Source organism: Shewanella sp. DAU305, from assembly GCF_026802235.1.
Taxonomy (GTDB): domain Bacteria; phylum Pseudomonadota; class Gammaproteobacteria; order Enterobacterales; family Shewanellaceae; genus Shewanella; species Shewanella baltica.
The window spans coordinates 4656249-4677131 of record NZ_CP113808.1 but is presented as its reverse complement, the minus strand read 5'-3'; the positions used below and the strand labels follow the sequence as shown (position 1 = coordinate 4677131).

General features: G+C 48.8%; 14 protein-coding genes. 8 read left to right on the top strand and 6 right to left on the bottom strand.

Annotated features, from left to right (window positions below; genetic code table 11):
* Positions 1-65: 65 nt before the first annotated feature.
* From OX890_RS19855 to dsrO, 3 genes are read right to left on the bottom strand one after another with little or no spacing between them, the layout of a single operon-like run.
* The gene (locus tag OX890_RS19855) at positions 66-3173 is read right to left on the bottom strand and encodes a tetrathionate reductase subunit A (RefSeq protein WP_268649802.1); all 3108 of its coding nucleotides are present in this window, start codon (positions 3171-3173) and stop codon (positions 66-68) included.
* Between the two features lie 35 nt (positions 3174-3208).
* Positions 3209-4291, bottom strand: a complete 1083-nt coding sequence (nrfD, locus tag OX890_RS19850; RefSeq protein ID WP_268649801.1) for an NrfD/PsrC family molybdoenzyme membrane anchor subunit — start codon at positions 4289-4291, stop codon at positions 3209-3211.
* Entirely contained in the window at positions 4281-5063 is a 783-nt protein-coding gene (gene dsrO, locus OX890_RS19845; RefSeq protein ID WP_107403638.1) for a sulfate reduction electron transfer complex DsrMKJOP subunit DsrO, read from the bottom strand. The genes nrfD and dsrO overlap by 11 nt, the downstream gene beginning before the upstream one ends.
* 416 nt (positions 5064-5479) lie before the next feature.
* Here dsrO and OX890_RS19840 point away from each other — a divergent pair, with 416 nt between their 5' ends.
* The 7 genes from OX890_RS19840 (at position 5480) to OX890_RS19810 (ending at position 16614) form a co-directional block, all read left to right on the top strand.
* Complete coding sequence (locus OX890_RS19840) at positions 5480-7417, top strand: sensor histidine kinase (RefSeq protein ID WP_268650632.1); 1938 nt, start codon at positions 5480-5482, stop codon at positions 7415-7417.
* Positions 7417-8037, top strand: coding sequence for a response regulator transcription factor (locus tag OX890_RS19835; protein WP_268649800.1), 621 nt, complete (start codon positions 7417-7419; stop codon positions 8035-8037). The genes OX890_RS19840 and OX890_RS19835 overlap by 1 nt, the downstream gene beginning before the upstream one ends.
* Before the next feature lie 360 nt (positions 8038-8397).
* Positions 8398-12072 (top strand): ATP-binding protein, encoded by a 3675-nt coding sequence (locus OX890_RS19830; protein WP_268649799.1) that lies wholly within the window; start codon positions 8398-8400, stop codon positions 12070-12072.
* A 112-nt stretch (positions 12073-12184) separates the two neighbouring features.
* Positions 12185-12838: a hypothetical protein gene (locus OX890_RS19825; RefSeq protein WP_071939957.1), complete on the top strand. Its 654-nt coding sequence runs from the start codon at positions 12185-12187 to the stop codon at positions 12836-12838.
* Positions 12839-12886: 48 nt separating this feature from the next.
* Positions 12887-14107: a phosphoenolpyruvate carboxylase gene (locus OX890_RS19820; RefSeq protein WP_268649798.1), complete on the top strand. Its 1221-nt coding sequence runs from the start codon at positions 12887-12889 to the stop codon at positions 14105-14107.
* Positions 14095-14967: a DUF7281 domain-containing protein gene (locus tag OX890_RS19815; protein ID WP_268649797.1), complete on the top strand. Its 873-nt coding sequence runs from the start codon at positions 14095-14097 to the stop codon at positions 14965-14967. Before OX890_RS19820 ends, OX890_RS19815 begins: the two co-directional genes overlap by 13 nt.
* A gap of 402 nt (positions 14968-15369) precedes the next feature.
* Positions 15370-16614 (top strand): dicarboxylate/amino acid:cation symporter, encoded by a 1245-nt coding sequence (locus OX890_RS19810; protein ID WP_268649796.1) that lies wholly within the window; start codon positions 15370-15372, stop codon positions 16612-16614.
* A 94-nt stretch (positions 16615-16708) separates the two neighbouring features.
* Here OX890_RS19810 and OX890_RS19805 read toward each other — a convergent pair whose 3' ends face one another.
* Together OX890_RS19805 and OX890_RS19800 are read right to left on the bottom strand one after the other, a co-directional pair.
* The gene (locus OX890_RS19805) at positions 16709-17179 is read right to left on the bottom strand and encodes a hypothetical protein (protein ID WP_268649795.1); all 471 of its coding nucleotides are present in this window, start codon (positions 17177-17179) and stop codon (positions 16709-16711) included.
* Between the two features lie 431 nt (positions 17180-17610).
* Positions 17611-18105 carry a TIGR00645 family protein gene (locus OX890_RS19800; RefSeq protein WP_006084177.1) on the bottom strand — a complete coding sequence of 165 codons (495 nt, stop codon included), beginning with the start codon at positions 18103-18105 and terminating at the stop codon, positions 17611-17613.
* A gap of 396 nt (positions 18106-18501) precedes the next feature.
* On the opposite strand from OX890_RS19800, the gene OX890_RS19795 reads away from it, so the two are divergent.
* Positions 18502-19071: a DUF7010 family protein gene (locus OX890_RS19795; RefSeq protein ID WP_268649794.1), complete on the top strand. Its 570-nt coding sequence runs from the start codon at positions 18502-18504 to the stop codon at positions 19069-19071.
* Between the two features lie 554 nt (positions 19072-19625).
* Here the strand turns inward: OX890_RS19795 and OX890_RS19790 are convergent.
* Complete coding sequence (locus OX890_RS19790) at positions 19626-20642, bottom strand: IS110-like element ISSba19 family transposase (protein WP_268649793.1); 1017 nt, start codon at positions 20640-20642, stop codon at positions 19626-19628.
* Between the last annotated feature and the right edge of the window lie 241 nt (positions 20643-20883).

Genomic DNA, 20883 nt, shown 5'->3' with positions numbered 1-20883 from the left:
TTGAATGAATGCCATAGAAAAAGCTGCCAAAGGGCAGCTTCTTAAGCGTTATCTATGCTCGGCGGTTAGCTTAGTTTTTCAATCTTAGCGGGTAGGCCTTGTCTTGCCGAGGCGCCACTTGCCCAGTCTACCAGCGGATAGCGGCCGTGACGACTGGGATCGAACAGATTTAAGTCGTTCATGTTGATCCCGACTCGGATCAGCGGATTGGCGACGATTTTAATCTCGTCAATCACAGTGTCACGCGCGCCGAGTTCTTTATGGCCATAACCGTGTTCGATAGCGATGCAGTCTGGGTGCACTCCGGCAACACATTCCACTAAAGCGATCACGCTGCCGTTAGGCGTGCTGATTTTTACCGTGTCGCCCGTGCTGATCCCAAGGCGAGTGGCGGTTTTCTCGTTCAGTCGCACCGGATTATTAGGGTGTACTTGGCGTAAACGATCCGAGCCAATACTCATAGAACTCATGGTATGGGATTTGTAGCTGCTGATCAGCAATGGCCACTGTGACTTATCAAACGCCTTATCGAGCGGCGTACCATCGGCCAAGGAGGGTTGATATAAGCGCGGACAACCACTCATAAATTCCCCTGTGAGACTGTTGCGACGACTGCCGACGTCGGGATTCCACAGCATCATAGGTTTAGGCCAGACTTTACTCGGATTCCCCGCGTCATCGCGTGCGCCGCGCATTTCTTCAAAACGGCCGCCACGAGCAAATAAGTAACTGACTTTTTTGACTTCATCTGGCTTGAGTCTAGCGTTGAGCTCACTTTGAATGCGGCTTACACCGCTAAGATACATGTCCTCGGCGTTGATATCGGCGACGGCTTTACCCAAATAGGCCACGTTGGCGGCGCCGTAAAGTGAGTAATCCGCTGCGCGCGTTAACGGATGTAGGCTGCCATCGGCGGCCTTAACGGCATTTTCGCCAAAGCCGGGTAATTGCAGCTTCATCGCAACTTGGCTCAAGAAAGACTCCATGCACACCACGTCACCACTGGCCATTTTCGCGACTCTTGGCTCGACAATCGGCCAACGACCTGTGGCAACTTTGGTTAGCGTGCCTTGCCATGCTGAGGTCCAGCCCCAAGACTCGTACGTTAAGGTGTCGGGCACTATGTAGTCCGACAGCGCCGAGGTTTCGTTGATGAAGCTGTCGATGCTGATAAACAGCGGCAGCACCTTAGGATCTTTCAGTTGTTCACCAATAGCTTCCCCTAAACCCGCTTGACCATAAATCGGATTACCCATGTGGTTAATCCATGCTTTGAGTCGATAGGGATAACCGTGCACCGCCGCGGTTAAATGTTCGCCCAATAAGGGCGATGAAATCGGAAACCAAGGCTCCTTAGCAGGATAAGGCGGTTCGCCCGCTTCGACTTTACGGCGATACTCTGAGGTTTTCTCGTAGGGGAATTTAGATCGCGATAGGAAAACGCCCTTAGGTTCAACCATGCCGTCAAACTCCTGCAGATTATACCTTGGGCCTTTACCAAATGCCGGGAATGAACCGCCGGAAGCTAATGCGCCACCCTTCAGATTGATGTTACCTATCATAGCGTTGAGCATCATGATTGCCCACGCGCTATAAAAACCATTGGCGCTCATTGTGCCGCCGTGGGAGATCACCGCAGCCTTAGTGCCATGGCTGGTAAATTTATCCGCGAGGGCAATAATCTGCGCTTCGCTAATATCGCACTCCTTGGCATAGTGTGCCATTTCAAAGCTGTGCGCCGCTTCACTTAACAATTGGAAACTAGATTTAACCGCAATCATTCCCTTAGGTGTGTCGACGTTTTGGTTAACGTCGAGCTTGGCTTTTTGACTTTGGCTAGCAAAAACTACCTCGCCACTCGTTGCATCGACAACCAACTGCGAGTCCTGCTCTCCATAGGCTTTGCCTTCGAAGGGCAAGCCAAGATCGCTGGCAAAAAGATACTGGCCATATCTTGGATGGGTGGGCTCGCTGATTATCAAGAAGCCTGCATTACTAAAGCCACGGTAACCTGATGCTTTTGCGGCATCGACATTGGGCGCACTCAAAAACTCGGCGGCATAGCGCTGGTTATCGATAATCCAGCGCAACATGCCCATGGCGAGGGCCGAGTCGGTGGCGGGGCGGATCGGCAGCCAAGTGTTGTTGCCCGCACAAGGTAGATTCGAGGTATTGGGCAGCATGGGCGACACCACCACATAACTGAAATTGCTGTTATTGACTCGCGCGTTAGCCAGTTGTCTCGCTTGGCGTTTAAAGGGATTGCCCGATTGCTGCGGCGAGGTGCCGATAAAGAGTAAAAATTCACTATGATCCCAATCGGGTTTTAAGTGAGCGTATTTTTTCAAATCATCCAATAAAGCGCCTGCACCAGCGCGGTAGGTAAACCCGCAATAAGCACCGTGGTTGGCAAAGTTACGTGTGCCAAAGCTGTTGAAGGTAAAACGTTTGATAATGGCATCGCGGCCTTCATCGGAGGCGTTCGAGACCAGCAACTGATTAGCCTTAGGGCCGTATTCTGGATTATTGGCATCGAGCGGCGTGGCGATATCTCGAATCGCCCTTAAGCCTTCAACTTGGCCTTCGCCAAATAAATCACCGCCTTCGACGACTTCATTCAGCAACTGCTCAAAGCTAATGCTCTGCCATTGGCCACTGCCGCGCTTACCCACGCGCTTAAGACATTGGGTAACACGATGCGGGCTATCCAATTGTTCTAGCATGGCATTACCACGAGCGCAGGCGGTGGAACGCCCCTGTAGACCTTGTTCTTGAAAGGCGCTTAGCCCGACAAATGCAGTTTTGATTGGCGTATCGAAATCGATATGTTCGCGCGATGACAACGGGTGATAAGGGTTGCCGCTGATGCGGATGATCTTATCGGTTTTTTGATCGATACGAGCGCGCACGCCGCATTTGGTCCAGCAACCTAAGCACATAGTATTGGCGACGCGCTGATCGTCATTGCTGATCAGCTGACCTGACTGTAAATCGACTTTGTATTCAGGCGCTAAGGAATTGCCATGCAGCGGATCTTGGGTCGGTTTCCCTGACGTGCCATTGACGACACCTTTGCCCATTTGCGCTAACGTATGGCTATAACCCGCGGCAAATAATCCCACACCACCCGTGACAGCGGCCCCTTTGATAAAACGACGTTTACTCTTATCCATGATGGACTCCTTCATTCTGTAAACTAATTGGGTGCTCAGCGAGCAAGCTTTGCCGCAGGCGTGTGGCGAATAAGTTCGGAGACCAGCGCCATTAATGCCAGCCAAAGACCGAAGGTGCCGGCTATGCCTAATAGCCCTTCGGGTCCCCAAGGCAGTTGATAGAGGTAAGTCCCTGCGCCGTATTTAGGATCGGTTTGCGCTTGGATGAGCACTATCCAGCGAAATCCCCACGCGAGATGAATGGCCGTGAGGCTGACGACTAACATTGCCACATTGGGTAAGTGACGAATGGCGAGCATCAGTGCCAGCACGGCGAGTGTGACCAGTACCCAAATCGCAGCCAGTTGCCAACTTGGGCTGGTTTCAAGCAATAACGCGGCTTCAGGGGCCGAGCCCTTATCGAATAACGCCCAGCCGATAAGGCACAGGGCGAATAGACCAAAGCTGGCTCTTACCCAGAGTAATAGGCCGTCTTGGGTGCGCTGTTGGTAGCCCTTTAATAGTCGATTCAACACAGCCAAAGTGCCGCAGGCAGCGAGCAGGGCGCTCATCGCCATCAAAGGTGGTAGCCAATAGGTATGCCACAGTGGCCGCGCCTTAATGGCCATGGTTTCCATGCCAGTGTAGAGGGCAATACTGCAGGCACTCAGGGCCGTGATAATCGCGATCGGCTTGATGAATTTGTCACTGTTCCAATCACCGAATCTCAGTAATTGGCCTATTTTATTCAGCCAATCTGAGTCTTGATTTGCGGTGTGCTTAGGCAGATATTGACGCAGTAGCAGCCAAGCAAATACTGCGCTGGTGCCCGAGAATACGGGCAATAAAAAGGCGCCATACCACATCCACGAATCGGGGCGAACTTGCGCATAAAAATGCCAAGCCCGCAGTGGTTGGTGTAAATCGGCGAGTAAGGCGATAGGGGCGACTATGCCTGCGGTTAACATTAAACAGGCGCAGAGTTTCAGCAGTCTGTCATCGGGTTTCGCGTGACTAAACAAGTGTATTGTCGCCACCCACACACTGGCATAGGCCAGACCCATCATAAAAAAGTATTGCACCGCCCAAGGTAGCCAAGTAATGGCGATATCTGGGGTAAAGATTTCTTTAATGACCATGGTGGATCTCCTCGCCAGTATCGGTAAGTAAGGTTCTAACTGGGGCTTGGCCGCTAATCTTGTCCTCAAAAGCGCTGCTCATGCCGATGTAGAACACCCGTGGCGCAGTGTTGGCCGTTGGTTTGAGCACCTTGATATCGGTTTTGTTGGCGGCGAGCAGTTGGCTTATCTGGCTGTTGGGATTATTCAGATCGCCAATCACACGGGCTTCTCCTACGCAGGTTTCGACACAGGCGGGGAGTAATCCCGCATCTAACCTATGGGCGCAGAAGGTACATTTGTCGGCGGTATTAGTATCGTGGTTGATAAAGCGCGCATCATAGGGGCAGGCTTGCACGCAGTAGCCACAGCCAACGCACCATTCATTATTGACGACCACTATGCCGTCTTTGCGCTGGAAGGTCGCGCCCGTAGGACAAACGGGAATACAGGGCGGGTTTTCGCAGTGATTACAAAGTCTTGGTAGCATCAAAAAGGCGGGCGGAGTGGTATCTTCCTGCTGCGAGACTTCATACTGCTGCACTGTGGTGCGAAATTGCCCGAGGGGCGGTTGATTCTCGATAGTGCAAGCGACGGTGCAGGCTTGGCAGCCCACGCAGCGACGTAGATCGATCACCATGCCGTAACGTTTACCCACTTGGCCTTCGCTGGCACTGTGTACTTGAGGGCTGCGCTTATCATCCTGTGCATACACTTGCACCACAGGGATCAGTGCGGCGCCAACACTGACGCTGGCCATTTTGCCGAGAAACTGACGTTTACTCTTGTCCATACAGATTTCCTTCACTCTTGAAGATGGCGAATAAACTGGCTCATAGACCTAGCGTTAAGGTTTATGGCGAGGTTTACAGGCATTCTGTAAAAGGCGAGGCGGCATAACTATAGTGGTTTTCCACATATCAGGCGTGGGTTTGATCTAGCGCAACAAATATCCGTTAGAATAGCCTTCAAAATGATAGGGTTTTATTTCTTACGGCTTTTAAACTTCAGTTTGGCCTGCTTCCAATTTGAATTTGATCTGCTTTTAACTGGATTTGAGCTTGAGTTGAGCTTGAGTTGAGCTTGAGTTGAATTTGAGTGATTGGGGATAAAGGATTGCACTTCACGTTATTTAGGATGATGAAAACAGTGTTTAGCTCAGCGATGTCGCTCAAGCGGCCATTATCGATTCAAGGGACTGTGCCTAAGATGACACCTCGAATAATTTTCAGGATGGCACTAGCCGTGGCGTTAGCGTGCTTGCTCGCTTCCGCAAACGTGTTTGCCGCCGAGCCGCAGAATCAAAGCGCGCCTTCGGATGTAATGGACGCTGAGGTTGTTGCGCCAGTCGCTACCGAAGAACCCGGTTATCAAGTGGTCGATGTGGGTGTGTTAGCCATCCGCGGCTATAAGGCGACCATCAACCGCTGGCAGCCGTTAATGGGTTGGCTTGAAACCCAAATTCCCAACAGTTACTTTAGGTTACATCCTCTCACCCTCGATGAGCTCGCTAAGGGCGTTGAAACCCAAGGGTTCGATTTTGTGATCACCAACCCTGGGCAATCCGTGATGCTGGCGCGGCAATATTCCCTCACTTGGTTGGCGACCCTGCGCAGTCCGTTAAATAATGGTGCGGCGATGCAAGTGGGTTCGGCGCTGGTGGTGCGCGCCGATTCACCCTATCACACCTTAAGTGATCTCAAGGGATGTCGGCTCGGGATAGTGTCGAAAAATGCCTTCGGCGGTTACTTGACCTTAGTGTACGAAGCGCAGCTAAAGGGCATAGATTTGCCTCGCTTTGTGGGTGAGATCATTCCGCTGGGGTTCCCGCTAGATAATTTGTTATATCAGTTAGATGATCAAAAAAGTGGTAATGATGCGGCGAAAGACAATCGACTGGATGCGGCTGTAGTGCCTGTGTGTCAGCTTGAGCTGATGCAGGCAGAAGGGCTGATTAATATCGGCCATTATCGGGTGCTCGATAACCAAACTCCGGTGGGATTTCATTGCCAAGTCTCGACTCGTCTTTATCCCAACTGGTCCATGGCGAAGACCAATCGCGCCTCGCAATCTCTAGCTAAAAGCGTGACCCAAGCGCTGCTGGCACTGCCCGAAGATCACCTCGCCGCTAAGTCTTCCGATTCTGCGGGTTGGACCACGGCCGTGAGTCAGTTGGCGATCGATCAACTGCTCAAAGATCTCGACATGCATCCCTTACAAACACCTTGGTGGCAAAGGGCGTGGCAGTGGGTCAAGTTACATCAACAATGGGCTTGGTTTGTGCTGGCGATTCTGGTGCTGCTCAATGCGTACCATTTCTGGTTGGAGTATCGTTTTAGCCGTCGCGGCCGGGAGTTAATTAACACTCAGCGCCAGCTCACTGAAAACCGCGCGTTACTGGAACATGCCCAGCGCATTGCGATTGCTGGCGAACTTGGCGCGAGTCTCTCCCACGAACTGAATCAACCTTTGGCGGCGATTGGCCATTATTGTCATGGCGCCGAAGTGCGATTACAGCGGGGTACTAGCCCTGAGGAACTGCAATCGGTATTGATGCTGATCCAGCAGGAAGTCACGCGAGCCGACAGTATTATCAGCCGTTTACGCAACCTGTTGAAGAAACGGCCTGTATCGAAACAAGCTTTGTACTTGCATGAGTTGGTCAATGAGACTGTGCCGCTGCTCGCCTATGAGTTTGAACAACATCAAATCAATCTTGCCGTGAATGTGAGCGGCGAGCCCTATTTACAGTCCCTCGATGAAGTCGGCATGCAGCAGTTGCTGCTTAACCTGTTGAAAAACGCCGCCGATGCCTGTGTTCAGCGGTTAGAGCTTGAACCCAGTGGCACAGAACAGATCATCACGCAAAAGCCATACACGCCGACGATCGATATCGATCTTCGCTATCAAGAACGCACACTTTTGCTGACTGTCACAGATAATGGCACGGGTTTAACCGAAGCTGCCAGTCTGCTGATGCAAGCCTTTTATTCCACTAAATCAGAGGGATTAGGTTTAGGCTTAGTGATTTGCCGCGATATTGCCGAGAGCCATGGCGGGACCTTTAGTCTAGAAAGCGCTATGGGCGGCGGTTGCCAAGCGCAGGTGGCTATACCGCGTAAACCTGAACCTAATGGAGCTCAATAATGAGTCTTGCCTTACCTGTGTATTTAATCGATGACGATGACTCAGTGCGTCGTTCTTTGCGTTTTATGCTCGAAAGTTATGGCCTCAAGATCACTGACTTTGATAGTGCCGAAGCCTTTTTTACTACCGTGGACTTAACCCTGCCGGGTTGTGCGCTGGTCGATGTGCGTATGCCGGGCTTGAGCGGTCCGCAGTTGCATCTCGAATTAGTCGCCAAAAATAGTCCGTTAGCTGTGATTTATCTCACCGGCCATGGCGATGTGCCTATGGCAGTAGAAGCGCTCAAACTCGGTGCGGTGGATTTTTTCCAAAAGCCCGCCGATGGCGCTAAGTTAGCCGAAGCGGTACTCAAAGCGTTGGAACATGCTAAAACGCATTATCAAGACAATCAGTATCTTGAGACTTATCAAGCGCTCACGCCAAGGGAGCGGGAGATACTCAACCTGATTGCCCAAGGGTTGAAGAACCAAGAGATCGCCGATAGCCTCTGTATTGCCATGCGCACGGTCGAGATCCACCGCGCCAATTTGATGAAAGGCATGCAAGTGGGATCGCTGGCGGAAATGATGCTGATTTATAGCCGGATCGCCGATCGCCTGCGCCTTGAAGATAACCGCTAAAATTTACCTTTTACTGCGCTAATTGCCGCTTTGTTAGCCGCCTATTTTGGCTAAGTTGTCGTATCATTGGCGGTTAGTATTGGCTTTGCTAGTAGCTTAGTTCTGGGCGTAAAGAAGAGCTTAGTTCTGGGCCCAATTCTGGGCGTAAAGATTGTGAGCTGTGGCATTAGTGCAGCGCCGCTTAATTGCCAATACACCGCGATTGCCTTATTTTAGGGGCACTATTTTTAGGTCATGATTTTAAAATCACTTTTTACAGTGCTTTTTTAAGGTCTGTGGCCCTCTTGGATTGTTTTCTCTTCATCCTGTAGAAGGCTTCTGCAGCTTAGATAAGACTCTCCCGTTTGCATAAGGAATGAAATGGCAAGCTTGATTCGTATTGTGCTGATTGATACGCACCTTCCGGGCGTTGTGGAACTCGCCCTCAATGGCCATACCAACATTTGTGGTACTAACGCCTCGGGTAAGACGACATTACAACGTCTAGTCCCTGTTTTTTATGGCGAATACCCAAGCCGCGTGGTGCCTTCGACCCGCGACAGTTTCGAGCGTTGGTACTTGCCACACGATTCAAGCTACATCATTTACGAATATCAAAAGGCCGATGGCTTACTGTACCAAGCCGTGCTGGCCTCTGCAGGCGATGGTAAGGGCGTTAACTATCGTTTTATCGCCAAAGGTTTTGAGCTAAGCGATTATATTAAATCGCAAAATGGCGACACTATTCTGTGCCACACCATGGCGGAATTAGGCCGTGATTTAAAACGTGCCGGCATCGCTACCACTAACTTGCTCAACACCCGCGAATATCGCGCCATTATTCAAAACGATCGCACCCTATTAAGCACGGGCAGCAACCGCAGCGAACTGCGCGGCTATGCACGCCAATTTGCCCTGTGTGAGGGCGAGCATTCCCTGCGCCACATCGAAAAACTCGCCAAAGCGGTGCACTCCAAAGAAGGCAAGATGGAGACGGTCAAATCCATGATCGCCGCTATTTTGGAGGAAGACGGGGTTAATCCGCCCAGCTCACGCTTAAATCCACAGCGCGTTGAGGCGTGGATCCGTGAAAGCCAACTTATCCAAGGGTTTGAAGTCATTCGCCCTGAGTTTGAAAAACTCGAGCAAGAATTTAACCAACTGCTCAGCGCCGAACTGCGCTTATCAAGCTTGTCCCGTGGTTATCGTAACGATGAAACCTTAGAAGCCGATCGCCAAGATATTCAGCAAACCTTATCTAAAGAGCTGAATTTAAAACTCAGATTGCTCGACGATGAATGGAAAGAGCAGCGCGATGAGCTCAACCTCGATTTATCGGCCGCCAAGGGCGATGTGGCCAAGTGCGAGTATGAACTCGATGCCATTGAAGATCAGCACAGCGCCTTTTTAGATGCCAACATAGAGCAAGCTAAGGCCGATCTTGAGATGCTGCCAAACTGGCGCACCGATGTTGAAAACTTAAGTGAACGCCATAAGCTGCAAACCGAGAAGCACCAAGATATCGAGGCGGCCTACAATGCCCGTCGCAGTAAGATTGGCGAGCAGTTAAACCGCGAGCTAGAAGGTTTGCATGCCGACCAAGATAAGCAGCGCGAAGCCCGCGATAAGCAACGCGAAGTCGCGCGCACCGATATCGACGCCTTAGAGTTGCAATGGCGCAACCAAATGGATGCGGGCAAGGCCAGCTTTAGCGAGCAGGAATACCAATTTAAACTCACTGCCGCCGAGCTTAAATTACGTGTCGATGGCGTGACTTACACCGAAGAAGAAAAGCTGAGCCTAGCGATTTTCGACGAACGTATTCACCGCGCCGATGAAGAACAAGAAAGCTGCAATGCCAAGGTTGAGCGCTTAAGCAGCGATGAGCGCAAGCTCAGAGCCAAACGTGACCAAGCCAACGAAGCCTTGCGTATCGCCACCTTAAGGGTGAATGAGCGTCAAACTGCGCTGGATGAACTGCACCACATGCTGTTCCCGCAATCCCACACCCTATTGGAGTTTCTGCGTAAGGAAGCCCAAGGTTGGGAGCAAAGTCTAGGTAAAGTGATTGCGCCTGAACTACTGCATCGCACTGATTTACATCCCAGTTTAGTTAGCGAGTCGAGCGAAGCTTTCTTTGGCGTACATTTAGATCTTAAAGCGATCGATGTGCCTGAATATGCCGCCTCCGAGCAAGAGCTGCGGATTCGGTTAAGCAAAGCCGAAGAAGCCCACACTAGCGCCCAAGAAATGCAGGCCGAGGCCGAATCTCAGCTAGTTGCCATTAATGGCGAGTTGGATAATCTCAGCCGTGAACTCACTTTTGCCCGCACAGCGTATAAAAATAGCCGTGACGATCTGCGTCGTCTGTTCGATGAAAAGCGCAGTGAGCAAGATAAAATCAACAAAGCATTGAGCGAGCGCAAAGCCCATGCAGGACAAAGATTGACTCAGCTGGATGGCGAGCTGAAACAGCTTAAACATCAGCACGAACTCTGGCTCGAAGAGCAAAAAGAGCAAGCGCTCGAAGCGCGCATGGAAAAACAAGCCTATTGGCAGGAAGTCATCGGCGCGCTCGACAATCAACTCGGCCAAATTAAAGCGACCATTGAAGGCCGCCGCGAAAGCGCCAAAATTGAGCAGAAAGCCTGCGAGACCTGGTACAAAAACGAGCTTAAATCCCGCGGTGTGGATGAGGAGAATATCCTCAAACTCAAGCAACAAATTCGCGAGTTAGAAACCAAAATCAGCCACGCTGAGCAGCGTCGCAGCGATGTACTGCGCTTTGACGATTGGTATCAACACACTTGGCTGATGCGCAAACCTAAACTGCAAACTCAGCTTAGCGATGTGAAGCGCGCGGTCTCGGAAATCGATCAACAGCTTAAGGCGAAAACTCAAGATGTTAAGACTCGCCGTCAACAACTCGAAACCGAGCGTAAAGCGTCCGATGCGGCGCAGGTTGAAGCCTCCGAAAACTTAACTAAATTACGTGCAGTAATGCGTAAACTCGCCGAGCTTAAGTTGCCGACCAATAACGAAGAAGCCCAAGGCAGCCTAGGCGAGCGTCTGCGCCAAGGTGAAGACTTGCTGCTGAAACGCGATTACCTAATGGGGTCAGTGAAGCAATATGTGGAGCATTTCGACTCAGTGATCGCCAGCAAGTCAGGTTCTGGCCTTGCCGAAACATGGGAGCGTGCCCGCGAAGAATCGAGCTTTATCAACGACAAAGGCATTCGTCTGCTGGATTACCGCAAGTTAGTGCCACAGCTTGAGCAATTGCTGAACGTGATAGTGCCGCAATCGATTACTGCGCTGCGTGAGCAAGGACGGATTTTTGGTGTCGACTTAACCGCTTTCTACGATGTATTAGCAGATATCGACCGTCGCATCGCGTCCCAAAGTGCACGTATAACCCGCGAAGTAGGCGAAGAGTTATTCCTCGAAGGCGTGTCTGAATCGGCGGTACGTATTCGCTCGCGCATCAGCGAGTTAGAGTTCTGGCCTGAGCTTGAACAGTTCGTCAAAGCCTTTAAACATTGGAAAGCCGATGGTTTTAATGGCTTGCCCGATGAGGATTACACCAACAGCATGCGCCGCGCCTTAGACATTATCGGCCGTGCCGCGTTAACGGGGGGCATCTCTAAGTTGCTGGAAATCGAGCTGCGCCTTAAAGAAGGTAACAGCGATCTGATTATCCGCACCGACAGACAGCTTAACGAATCCTCAAGCCACGGTATGGCGTATCTAATTTTGTGTAAGTTCCTGCTGGCATTCACGCGTTTGTTGCGTGGCCGTGCCGATGTGACCATTCACTGGCCAATTGATGAGCTGGGCACTTTGCACCATACCAACGTGAAGAAGATTTTCGACGCCTGCGAAAACAACAACATTTGTGTGCTGGGCGCCTTCCCGAACCCAGAGTCTGAGGTGCTGAACTTGTTCGCCAATCGTTACATTATCAACAAACAAACCAAGAAGTTGCAGGTGGTAAAACCAAAGGTGAACCCAATTGCAGACATGTTGAATAAGCGTTTGTCGAAGGAGGCCATCTAATCATGCTTGAATTAAAACAAACCAAGATGTTGCAGCTGGTAAAACCTAAGGCTAACGTGAAAAGCGCAATTGCCGACATGTTGAATAAGCGTTTGTCGAAGGAGGCCATCTAATGAGTGATGCAACTCAAACCGTATTAGTTGGCACTGGCGCTTTGATTGAGCTGTTACTCAAGGGCGAGTTTATTTGCCGCACCACCAATGAAGAAGGCTGGCGCGCCCTTAAAAATAGTAGCACCCGCGAGCGGGTCGAAGGCTATTTAAACCAGATTAACCGTACCGTGGCGTCCGCCGCCGAAGGTGATGTGTTCTTCTGCGGTTATTTGCAGCTCGGCGATAGCGAGCGCAAAGTGATTTCATCGCAGTTTAAAGATATCTGTCAGGCATTGATCCCGCTGGTGGAATGGCTGGTATTAGTGCAAGAGGCCAGTGGTCAAGATGCGCCACTGAGCGAAGGCGCGCCCGTGCGTTTAACTGAGCTGCAAAGTCGCATCGAAGACACGCCGGCGTTTCGTGAGCAGTTAGCCAAACTCAGCCAATATCGTCTATTTGGCTCGACCAGTACCAACAGCGATGCGCAAATCAAGTTAGTCTTCAAACGCTTAGTCGAACTCGGCTATTTAGTGCGCCCCAATGCGGAGAAGCAAATCTATATCGCCACGGGCAAGCTGGATTATCTGTATGAAGTCATTCGGTTTATTGACGAAACCGAAGGCCTAAGCCTAGAAGCGCAGGCGGAAACGGCGACTCAGCGGGACTTAATCTAATGTTGGCACGATTAAACCTAGGTAAAAGCTGCGACCAAGGAGGCCGTGATGAGCAGTAACTTACATCAGGCGGGGGTTAAGCTGCTCAAGCAGTTAGGTCGCCATGCTGACATCATTATGGACGCCTATTTAGCGGGTTCTCTTAACGAGGATGCCCACGATCCAAGCGTGGTTGAAAAGCTTAAACAGGCCGGCATTTTGTGGCGGCCAGAGCCAGATCAAGAGCTGCGCCTTAAGCGTTCTGTGCGTGCCTTGCTCGAAGAAGGTTTAAGTGACGAGCGTAATCGCCAAATCGACTCTAACGTCGGCTCGGCCTTAGCGACCATTAAAACCTTGGCCGACCATTACAAAGAGGCGCGTCACAGCTCAGATTACAGCGCTGCTGAAGCCTATTTGTCGGATTTGAGCGAGCATGTTTATAGCTTTGCCGACAGTCTGCGTTATTCGATTCGTGTGCTCTGGGGCCGGATCAATAACGAGTTCGGTTATGTCGGTACGATCAACGCAAAGATCCGTGAAAATGAATTAGCCCAAAGCCAAGTCTCTGAATTGCTTAATGGCTTAGAGATGTTCCAGTTTAGTGAGCTTGGCGAAATCGCCGGCGATATCCGAGAGCTGCGCAAACTCTTAGTGACGACTTTGCAAGAAACCATGAGCGACTGCGCCCAGGAACTGAGCGTAGTGCAGGGGCGTTTACTCGAACTCTTAGGCCGCTTCAGACAAATCCGTGGGCGTACCCGTTTGCTTAAGGGCTGGTTACTCTACACTGACTTGCATCCGGATTATCGGCCTGCGGACCATGTGTCCCACAAGGAAATTCCGAGCCTATTCAATCGCGCCGAAATCTTGCTCGCGCCTGCTTCAGTAGACGTGCACAACGCCAGCCAAGAGTTAGAGTTGATGGGCATAGTCGCGCACATTAAAGCCATTAGTCGTCATCCCGTGATTGAAGCGGTGCGTGAGCGAGATGCGTCCGTGTCCCTCACCCAAAGTGAAGACTTCGATGTGCCGGATAATCCGCTCAAACAGGCGGTGGATGAGTATTTTGTCGATGTTATTGAGTCTGGCCTGCGTCAATCCGCGCTGGAATATCTGGTGGATAAGGCATTGCCTTGGGAAGCCGAAAGCTGGATTTATCAAGTCATTGGCGGTTATGAAGGCCTACCCGATGAACACAAAGCTTACTTTGAGCTTGAGCCTTTGGGTGAGCCGCATCCCATCTATAGCGGTAACTTTATCATTCGCGATGTTGAGTTATGGCTAGCCTAGGTCAGCAACAACTGCAGCTGTTGGAGAAGGCTTTTATTAAGCGTTCTCCCAAGGTTAAGCTCACGGCTAACTGGCGCGCGATTTACCGCGAGTTAGAAGTGGGCGAGTTAGATGAGTCTGAAAAATATTTGTGCTTCGCACCCAAAGACTTTGATCTGTTAAGGCAAGGCGTGTTGGCGCTAATGGGACTTGATCTCAGGGATCTGGATTTCAATGTCGATCGCATGGCGATGTCCGCCAAAAGTCATAATGAGAAGCTCGCTAAGATCCGCCCAGAAGCCGAGTATGTGTTACTCAAGTTTCTGGGCTTTCAATCGCCACCTGTTGCAATCTCCGCTTTATCCTCGCTGCGTATTCCTTTGGAGGAAGCACAAAAGCATTGCCGTGAACTTCATGTCGCAGCCATCTTAGTGGTTGAAAACTTGGATGTGTTTGATGTTATCCATCAAGCGCGTTTACCTGAGGATCTAACGAACCTCATGGTTATTTACCGCGGTAGCGGTCATCATTCACCGATTGGTGTGCGGCATTTTTTGCAAGCTATGGCAGGCGAGCTGCCGATTATCGCCTTTACCGACTTAGATCCTGCAGGGCTGCAAATCGCCCATACCTTAATGGGGGTGACCCATTGCCTTGTGCCGCAACTTGCGCTGACGGCTGCTGCCGAGTTGTTGGCCATTGGGCAAATTAATTCAACCAATGATTTCGACAAGCAAGCGAAACAGACCAAATATCTTCAGCATGCCGATTTAAAGCGTTGGCAAGAATTAGCTTTTTGGTTAACTCAACACAGTATTAGCATCAAACAGCAACACCTGCTAGCTCACGGGCTTGAACTAGTGTTAGTGCCATATATTTAGCCATCACGCATTCCATCTCTCTGGTTTAGTGCAATTATCTAGTTTTAAATTCTTTTATAAGTTTAATTTTAGTCATTAAGACTGAGGTTGATTTTCTAGTTGTTTTTAATATGTTTATATTGTGGTTTATTGGTTTTCATTCTGTTTAAATATACGGTTTTAAATAAGTCTTTAGTCTGCTCATTGATTGAGCATGATTATTATTTGTCATTTAAAATCAATCTATTACTAATTTTCCGTGATGCGGTTAGCTTAATTTAAGATGAAAAAGTGAAATTTATTCATTGAATTAACGGCTAGCATGTTTCACTATCCCCTGCCTAAGCCAAAAATGGATTGGCAATTGTGCTCATCATGGAAGATGAATAACAAAAAAACTACATTTCTGGGGAAACCACAAGCATGATGAAATCACTTTCGACGCGGATCTTTATAGGTCTGTTTGCGGGTCTTATTTTCGGCACAATAGTGCAGTACTTCTTAAACGATATCGGCTTCTTCTCGGACAATTTGGTCGAGCTTGCCGGCGGCGTTGGCACTATGTTCGTCAATATGATCATGATGCTAGTCGTGCCATTAGTGTTTGTGAGTATTGTTTGTGGTGTCTGTGAGCTGCAAGATCTTAAAAGCTTTGGCCGTTTAGGCGGTAAGACCTTTGGTTTTTATATCATCAATACCTTTGTCGCGATCGCGACGGCATTATTAGTCGTGCTGTTACTCGACCCTGGTAAAGGCGTCGATATGAGCAGCACAGACGGCCTGGCGATTACTGCAACTGAGCTGCCAAGTTTGATGGCACTGGTGATTGACATAGTCCCGCGTAACCCTGTGGCGGCCTTTATATCGGGCAATATGCTGCAAGTGATCTTTATGGCTTTAATGCTTGGTGGCGTGATTAAGTCACTCGGTGAGCATGTCGCTGGCGCAGTGCATGGTTTTCAAACCGCGAATAAAATCATGATGAAGCTGATTTCTGTGGTCATGAGCCTAGCGCCCTACGGTGTGTTTGCCTTGATGTTCAAGCTCGGCGCGACCTTAGATGCTGGCGTGTTTATGAGCGTAGTTGAGTACATGGTGCTGATCCTCGCGCTGCTACTAGTGTGGATTTTTGTGGTTTACCCAATGGCGGTGGGTATATTCACCCCGATTTCGGCCAAAACCTTCCGCGAGAAGACCCAAGAGCAAGTGCTGTTTTCACTGTCGACCGCAAGCTCGAATGCGACGATTCCTGTGACTATGCGTACCTTAACCGAAAAGTTAGGTGTGAATCGCGCGGTAGCAGGCTTTGGGGTGCCGCTCGGCGCTACAATGAACATGGGCGGCGTGGCGATTTACATCACTATCGCGATTTTCTTTGTCGCTAACGCCTTTGGTATGCCAATCACCTCTGATCAATTGCCTTCGCTGCTATTTAGTATATTCCTGCTCTCTGTCGGTGCAGGTGGTGTGCCTGGCGGCGGCATGGTGATGATAGGCGTGTTAATCCATCAAATGGGTTTACCGATAGAAGCCTTCGCCATAGTCGCGGCGTTAGACCGCATTATCGATATGGTGCTGACCTCTTGTAACGTGGTAGGTGATGCTGCGGTATTGACCATAGTGGACCAAACTGAAAAAGTGCATCAGGTCGAGCTAGCCAAGAGCTAATCTAGACGTAATGTCATATACACATAAATGCAAAAAGCCACTGTCATCAGTGGCTTTTTGTTTTTACGATTTGATTAAATGCTGATTGAGGTGACTACTTGGCACAATCTTGTTTCAGTCTGACCACTGCATCGGCAAAGCCTACGGCAACTAGGTCTGCACTAGTGTATTTGCTAGAGCGAAAAGATACTGCTTCAAGGTGTATTTGTTGAGCCTGCAGTTCACCTAAACTTGCCCATAGATCTGGGTTGGCAGCGCCCCCACTACTAAAATTCATCAGTGAGCCAGTACCATGCAATTTCAGCTTAGTCTGTTCGCCACTGGTAATGATGAGTACGCTAGGATCACCATTAAATGCAAAGGACTCCGACATAGTGACATTAATGCTAGGTTGCAGATCGCCAACGGAGCAGGCCAAGGTTAATTTGAGATTTTTATCGATAAAATCGATGCTATGACTCTTCAGTGGTATTCCTTCTGCGTTTAGAGTTGAGGCCAAATCTTCCTTGGCATGGGCGTAGCCAATATGGCTGACGAGCATGAGAGCCAGTAACTGTGTTTTCACTTTACTACCTTGCGATTACAGGGATGGTTATTTACGGATAGATGCATTGGTGACAAGTTTGTCAAAAAGGTGGCGATTATAGATTTTTTTGACGCCTTTGGGTAAGTATTTTTAATGGATTTAAACCGTATGACTGATATCTAAATATTTAATGCAACAAGTTGAAAAATAGATATTACAAATCGCTGCATTAAGATTTAAATGAGTGCAGATTAATGAGTCAACAAGGTGAAATTAAGTTGATGTGTGTGGAATAACTAGTGTTAGTGGATTGCCTTAATTTTTTGGGTTTTGTCATTAAAAATGCCACTCAAAAGAGTGGCATTTTTAATTTAGTAGAAGCGAATAAACTTTATATTTGCCCAGGTTTTACTTTTAAACTTTCCACAGTGTTAAAACCGTTAACGTTTAACTTATTCAGCGTGAAGCGACTACTTACCAGCGCGGGTCATTTTATCTAAATAGCCCATGGCAAAGGCTGATAACACAAAAGTGATGTGGATTAATAGGTACCACATGATTTTATCGTTATCGATATTCTTCACATCCATAAAGATTTTCAGCAGGTGTATAGATGAAATAGCCACAATAGAAGCGGCGACTTTGTTTTTTAATGAGCCAGAATCTAACTTACCGAGCCAACTGAGCTTCTCACTGTCTTCGCCCACATCTAATTGTGACACGAAGTTTTCATAGCCAGAAAACATCACCATCACGATAAGGCCACCCACTAGGGTGATATCAATCAGGGATAGGGTGACCAGCACCAGATCCACTTCGGTTATCTCAAAAATGATCGGCAGAATATGGAAGATCTCTTGGAAGAATTTAATGCCTAAACCGATTAGGACTAGGCTTAATCCCAAGTAAATCGGCGCCATAATCCAGCGAGATGCATACATCAATTTTTCAAATATTTGTTCCATATTCCATTTAACCCTTAATCTAAAAATGCGGTAAAAAATCGAGTTGCCAATGACTAAAGCAGTAACATAGCGCATTTTAGGCGCGCGATAGCCCTAGGGTAAAGCGTGAGTTATATGCTGTTATTGTGTTTTCGTCACCATTGTAGTCATCTAAACCCTATTTTGGGTATTAGCTGCGCTACAGGGATTAACTTACTTATGCCTTTGATATGTTTGATTGTCGCTTTTTTCAAGCTTATACCAAAGTAAATTCAGCAACAGGGGGCCACGTTTTTACACTTTCTAGGACTTTGCTGAAAGAGGTGACATTTGTCATCGTCTATTGCTGACAACACACACTGCCGTGTTGGATTGTTAGCGTAGATAATTAAGTCATCTAAACAAGGAGGCTTAATCATGCAACACACATCATTGGATCAACAGTTAATCGAATACCGTCAACAACGTGCTTTGGCTATGCCCTTATCTGGCATGATAGTGTGGATCTTGCTGTTTGTATTAAGTTTTATGTTATCGCCTTCGCAGTTGGTGATGGCGGTATTTATCGGAACGGGTTCAATCGTCTATTTAGCCATGGGCATTTCTCGGCTAACCGGTGAGAACATGTCGTTCAAGAAAAAGTATGAGCGTAATTGGTTTGATAACGTATTTTTGGCCGCAGTGGGCATGAGTTTCCTGACCTTTGCTATCAGCATTCCATTCTTTATGGAAAATTATCTGGCATTGCCTTTTGCCCTTGCGGTGCAGACCGGATTAATGTGGTTGGTTTATGGGGTTGTTGCGGCGCAAAAGGTAGCGATTGTGCATGCAATAGTGCGCACTTTGGCTTGTACGACGGCTTTCATGCTTTGGCCTGAGTTGAGCTTTCAAATCCAGCCTTTGATTGTAGTGTGTTGTTATGGGTTCTCTATCCCAGTAATGGAACGCCGTTGGAAGATTCAGCAAAATCTTTGTGTTGCGAGTTAGTTTTGCGGCCTTACTGCCGAGATGAATCAAAGTCGTGGGCTTCATCCCATACCTGATTATGTAGATGATTAGTTATAACGGCCTTACGACCGAGGTGAATTAAAGTCGTGGGGCTTCACCCCACACCCGACCAAGGAGGACTGCTCGTCCTATCCTCCTTGGATTCTCCAAGACGCCCCTAACGGAGTTGAAAACCCCTTGGGCATTTAGCGTCCTTATGCTACCGCGTCAGACGCTCGTCCCTGATTCGACTGACGCTATCTCGGCATATATGGACCCATCCGGTTTGCAAGACATTCGATAGCGATTTTGAGAAGAGTTCATTGCACCCATATATTCGGCCTGTTATTGAGGTATGCCTCTGGCCCTGATGGATATCTGCTTCTACTGTCCTTATCATCCTTGCGGCTTCATTATCATCCTTGCGGCTTCATTATGAGCCTATGCCGAGCTAAGGTTTTCAGTAGATCAGTCTGACTGTCTCATCATCAATTCAAGTGTCTTAGCAACTTGCTGGTTGGTTAATTATTAACGTTTATTGAATCTATTCAGCACTATACTGGAAGTCGATATTCTTCGTCATGCGCCGCGATAACCCATGCCATTCTCGCGAGTTTATTGGCGACGGCTACACAGGCTCGGTTAAAACCTCGGCGTTCTGCTAACTGGATTGCCCAGCAACTAAATTTATCCTGTTTATGACAACTGTGCTGTAACACAGCTCTGGCGCCGTGGATGAACAGGGTACGTAAGTAAGCATTTCCCCGCTTGCTTATTCCAAGGAGGTTATCTTTACCTCCACTGCTGTGTTGCTTGGGAACCAAGCCACACCAAGCTGAAAAGTGTCTACCATTACTGAAATCTTTACCATCACCTGCGGCGGCATAAAAGGCGGTAGCGGTGACTGGACCAATACCTGGGATAGTTTCTAAACGCTGGCAAATCACATTGTTCTTAGTTTCAGTGAGCACTTGAACGTCACAACCCTTAAGCCGTTTTTCTATATCACTAAACTCTTCATATAACTGATAAAAAATGGCCCGACCTTTGGTGGTTAGCGCATTGGTTTCATCCGCTAAAATATCTGGGAACTGTACTTTAAAAGCCGATTTACTCTTGGCTATCACGATGCCGTATTCCGCTAACATCCCTCTGACTTGATTGATTAAGGCGGTTGATTGTTTAGTTAATCGTTCGCGCATGCGGTGGAGCAGTTGCACATCTTGCTGCTCAACGCTTTTGGGTTTTACAAACCGCATACTGGGTCGCTGCGCAGCTTCAGCGATGGCTAAGGCATCGTTGTAGTCATTTTTATTACCTTGCCGAAAAGGCACCACAAATTGAGGTGCGATTAGCTTGACGTTATGGCCCAACAGCTCAAATTCTCTGGCCCAATAATTTGCCCCACTACAGGCTTCCATCACAATCAGACACGGCTCAATTTGAGCAAGAAAGGGAAGTAAGTCCTTGCGTCTAAGCATTTTCTTTTTGATTAACTTGCCTGCTTTATCGACACCAACAGCATGAAAAACAGACTTTGCGATATCTAAACCAATTGTAGTAATCTTCATAAGTGGACCCGTCCTCTTTCTGATGAGTTTTAGCGACTACATCGTGGCCCATTGCGAGGCCGATTAAAAGTGGATGGGTCCATTCCATTATCCATGGCGAGACTCACGCAACGAACGCAAATGCCCTGCGGCAACTCCGAGGGGAGGGTAAACTTCTGTGATCTCGGTGTTGGCCGTTAATCCCAAAAGAGTTATGCCTGTCCCATCTTTCAACCTAAGATACTGTTTAGAAAGCTAAAGA

Excerpts from the sequence above, each read along its gene's own strand:
- OX890_RS19815 (WP_268649797.1), top strand. The coding sequence starts at position 14,095 with ATGGCTAGCCTAGGTCAGCAACAACTGCAGCTGTTGGAGAAGGCTTTT.
- nrfD (WP_268649801.1), bottom strand. The coding sequence starts at position 4,291 with ATGGTCATTAAAGAAATCTTTACCCCAGATATCGCCATTACTTGGCTA.
- dsrO (WP_107403638.1), bottom strand. The coding sequence starts at position 5,063 with ATGGACAAGAGTAAACGTCAGTTTCTCGGCAAAATGGCCAGCGTCAGT.
- OX890_RS19830 (WP_268649799.1), top strand. The coding sequence starts at position 8,398 with ATGGCAAGCTTGATTCGTATTGTGCTGATTGATACGCACCTTCCGGGC.
- OX890_RS19790 (WP_268649793.1), bottom strand. The coding sequence starts at position 20,642 with ATGAAGATTACTACAATTGGTTTAGATATCGCAAAGTCTGTTTTTCAT.
- OX890_RS19835 (WP_268649800.1), top strand. The coding sequence starts at position 7,417 with ATGAGTCTTGCCTTACCTGTGTATTTAATCGATGACGATGACTCAGTG.
- OX890_RS19825 (WP_071939957.1), top strand. The coding sequence starts at position 12,185 with ATGAGTGATGCAACTCAAACCGTATTAGTTGGCACTGGCGCTTTGATT.
- OX890_RS19855 (WP_268649802.1), bottom strand. The coding sequence starts at position 3,173 with ATGGATAAGAGTAAACGTCGTTTTATCAAAGGGGCCGCTGTCACGGGT.
- OX890_RS19820 (WP_268649798.1), top strand. The coding sequence starts at position 12,887 with ATGAGCAGTAACTTACATCAGGCGGGGGTTAAGCTGCTCAAGCAGTTA.
- OX890_RS19800 (WP_006084177.1), bottom strand. The coding sequence starts at position 18,105 with ATGGAACAAATATTTGAAAAATTGATGTATGCATCTCGCTGGATTATG.
- OX890_RS19795 (WP_268649794.1), top strand. The coding sequence starts at position 18,502 with ATGCAACACACATCATTGGATCAACAGTTAATCGAATACCGTCAACAA.
- OX890_RS19810 (WP_268649796.1), top strand. The coding sequence starts at position 15,370 with ATGATGAAATCACTTTCGACGCGGATCTTTATAGGTCTGTTTGCGGGT.
- OX890_RS19840 (WP_268650632.1), top strand. The coding sequence starts at position 5,480 with ATGACACCTCGAATAATTTTCAGGATGGCACTAGCCGTGGCGTTAGCG.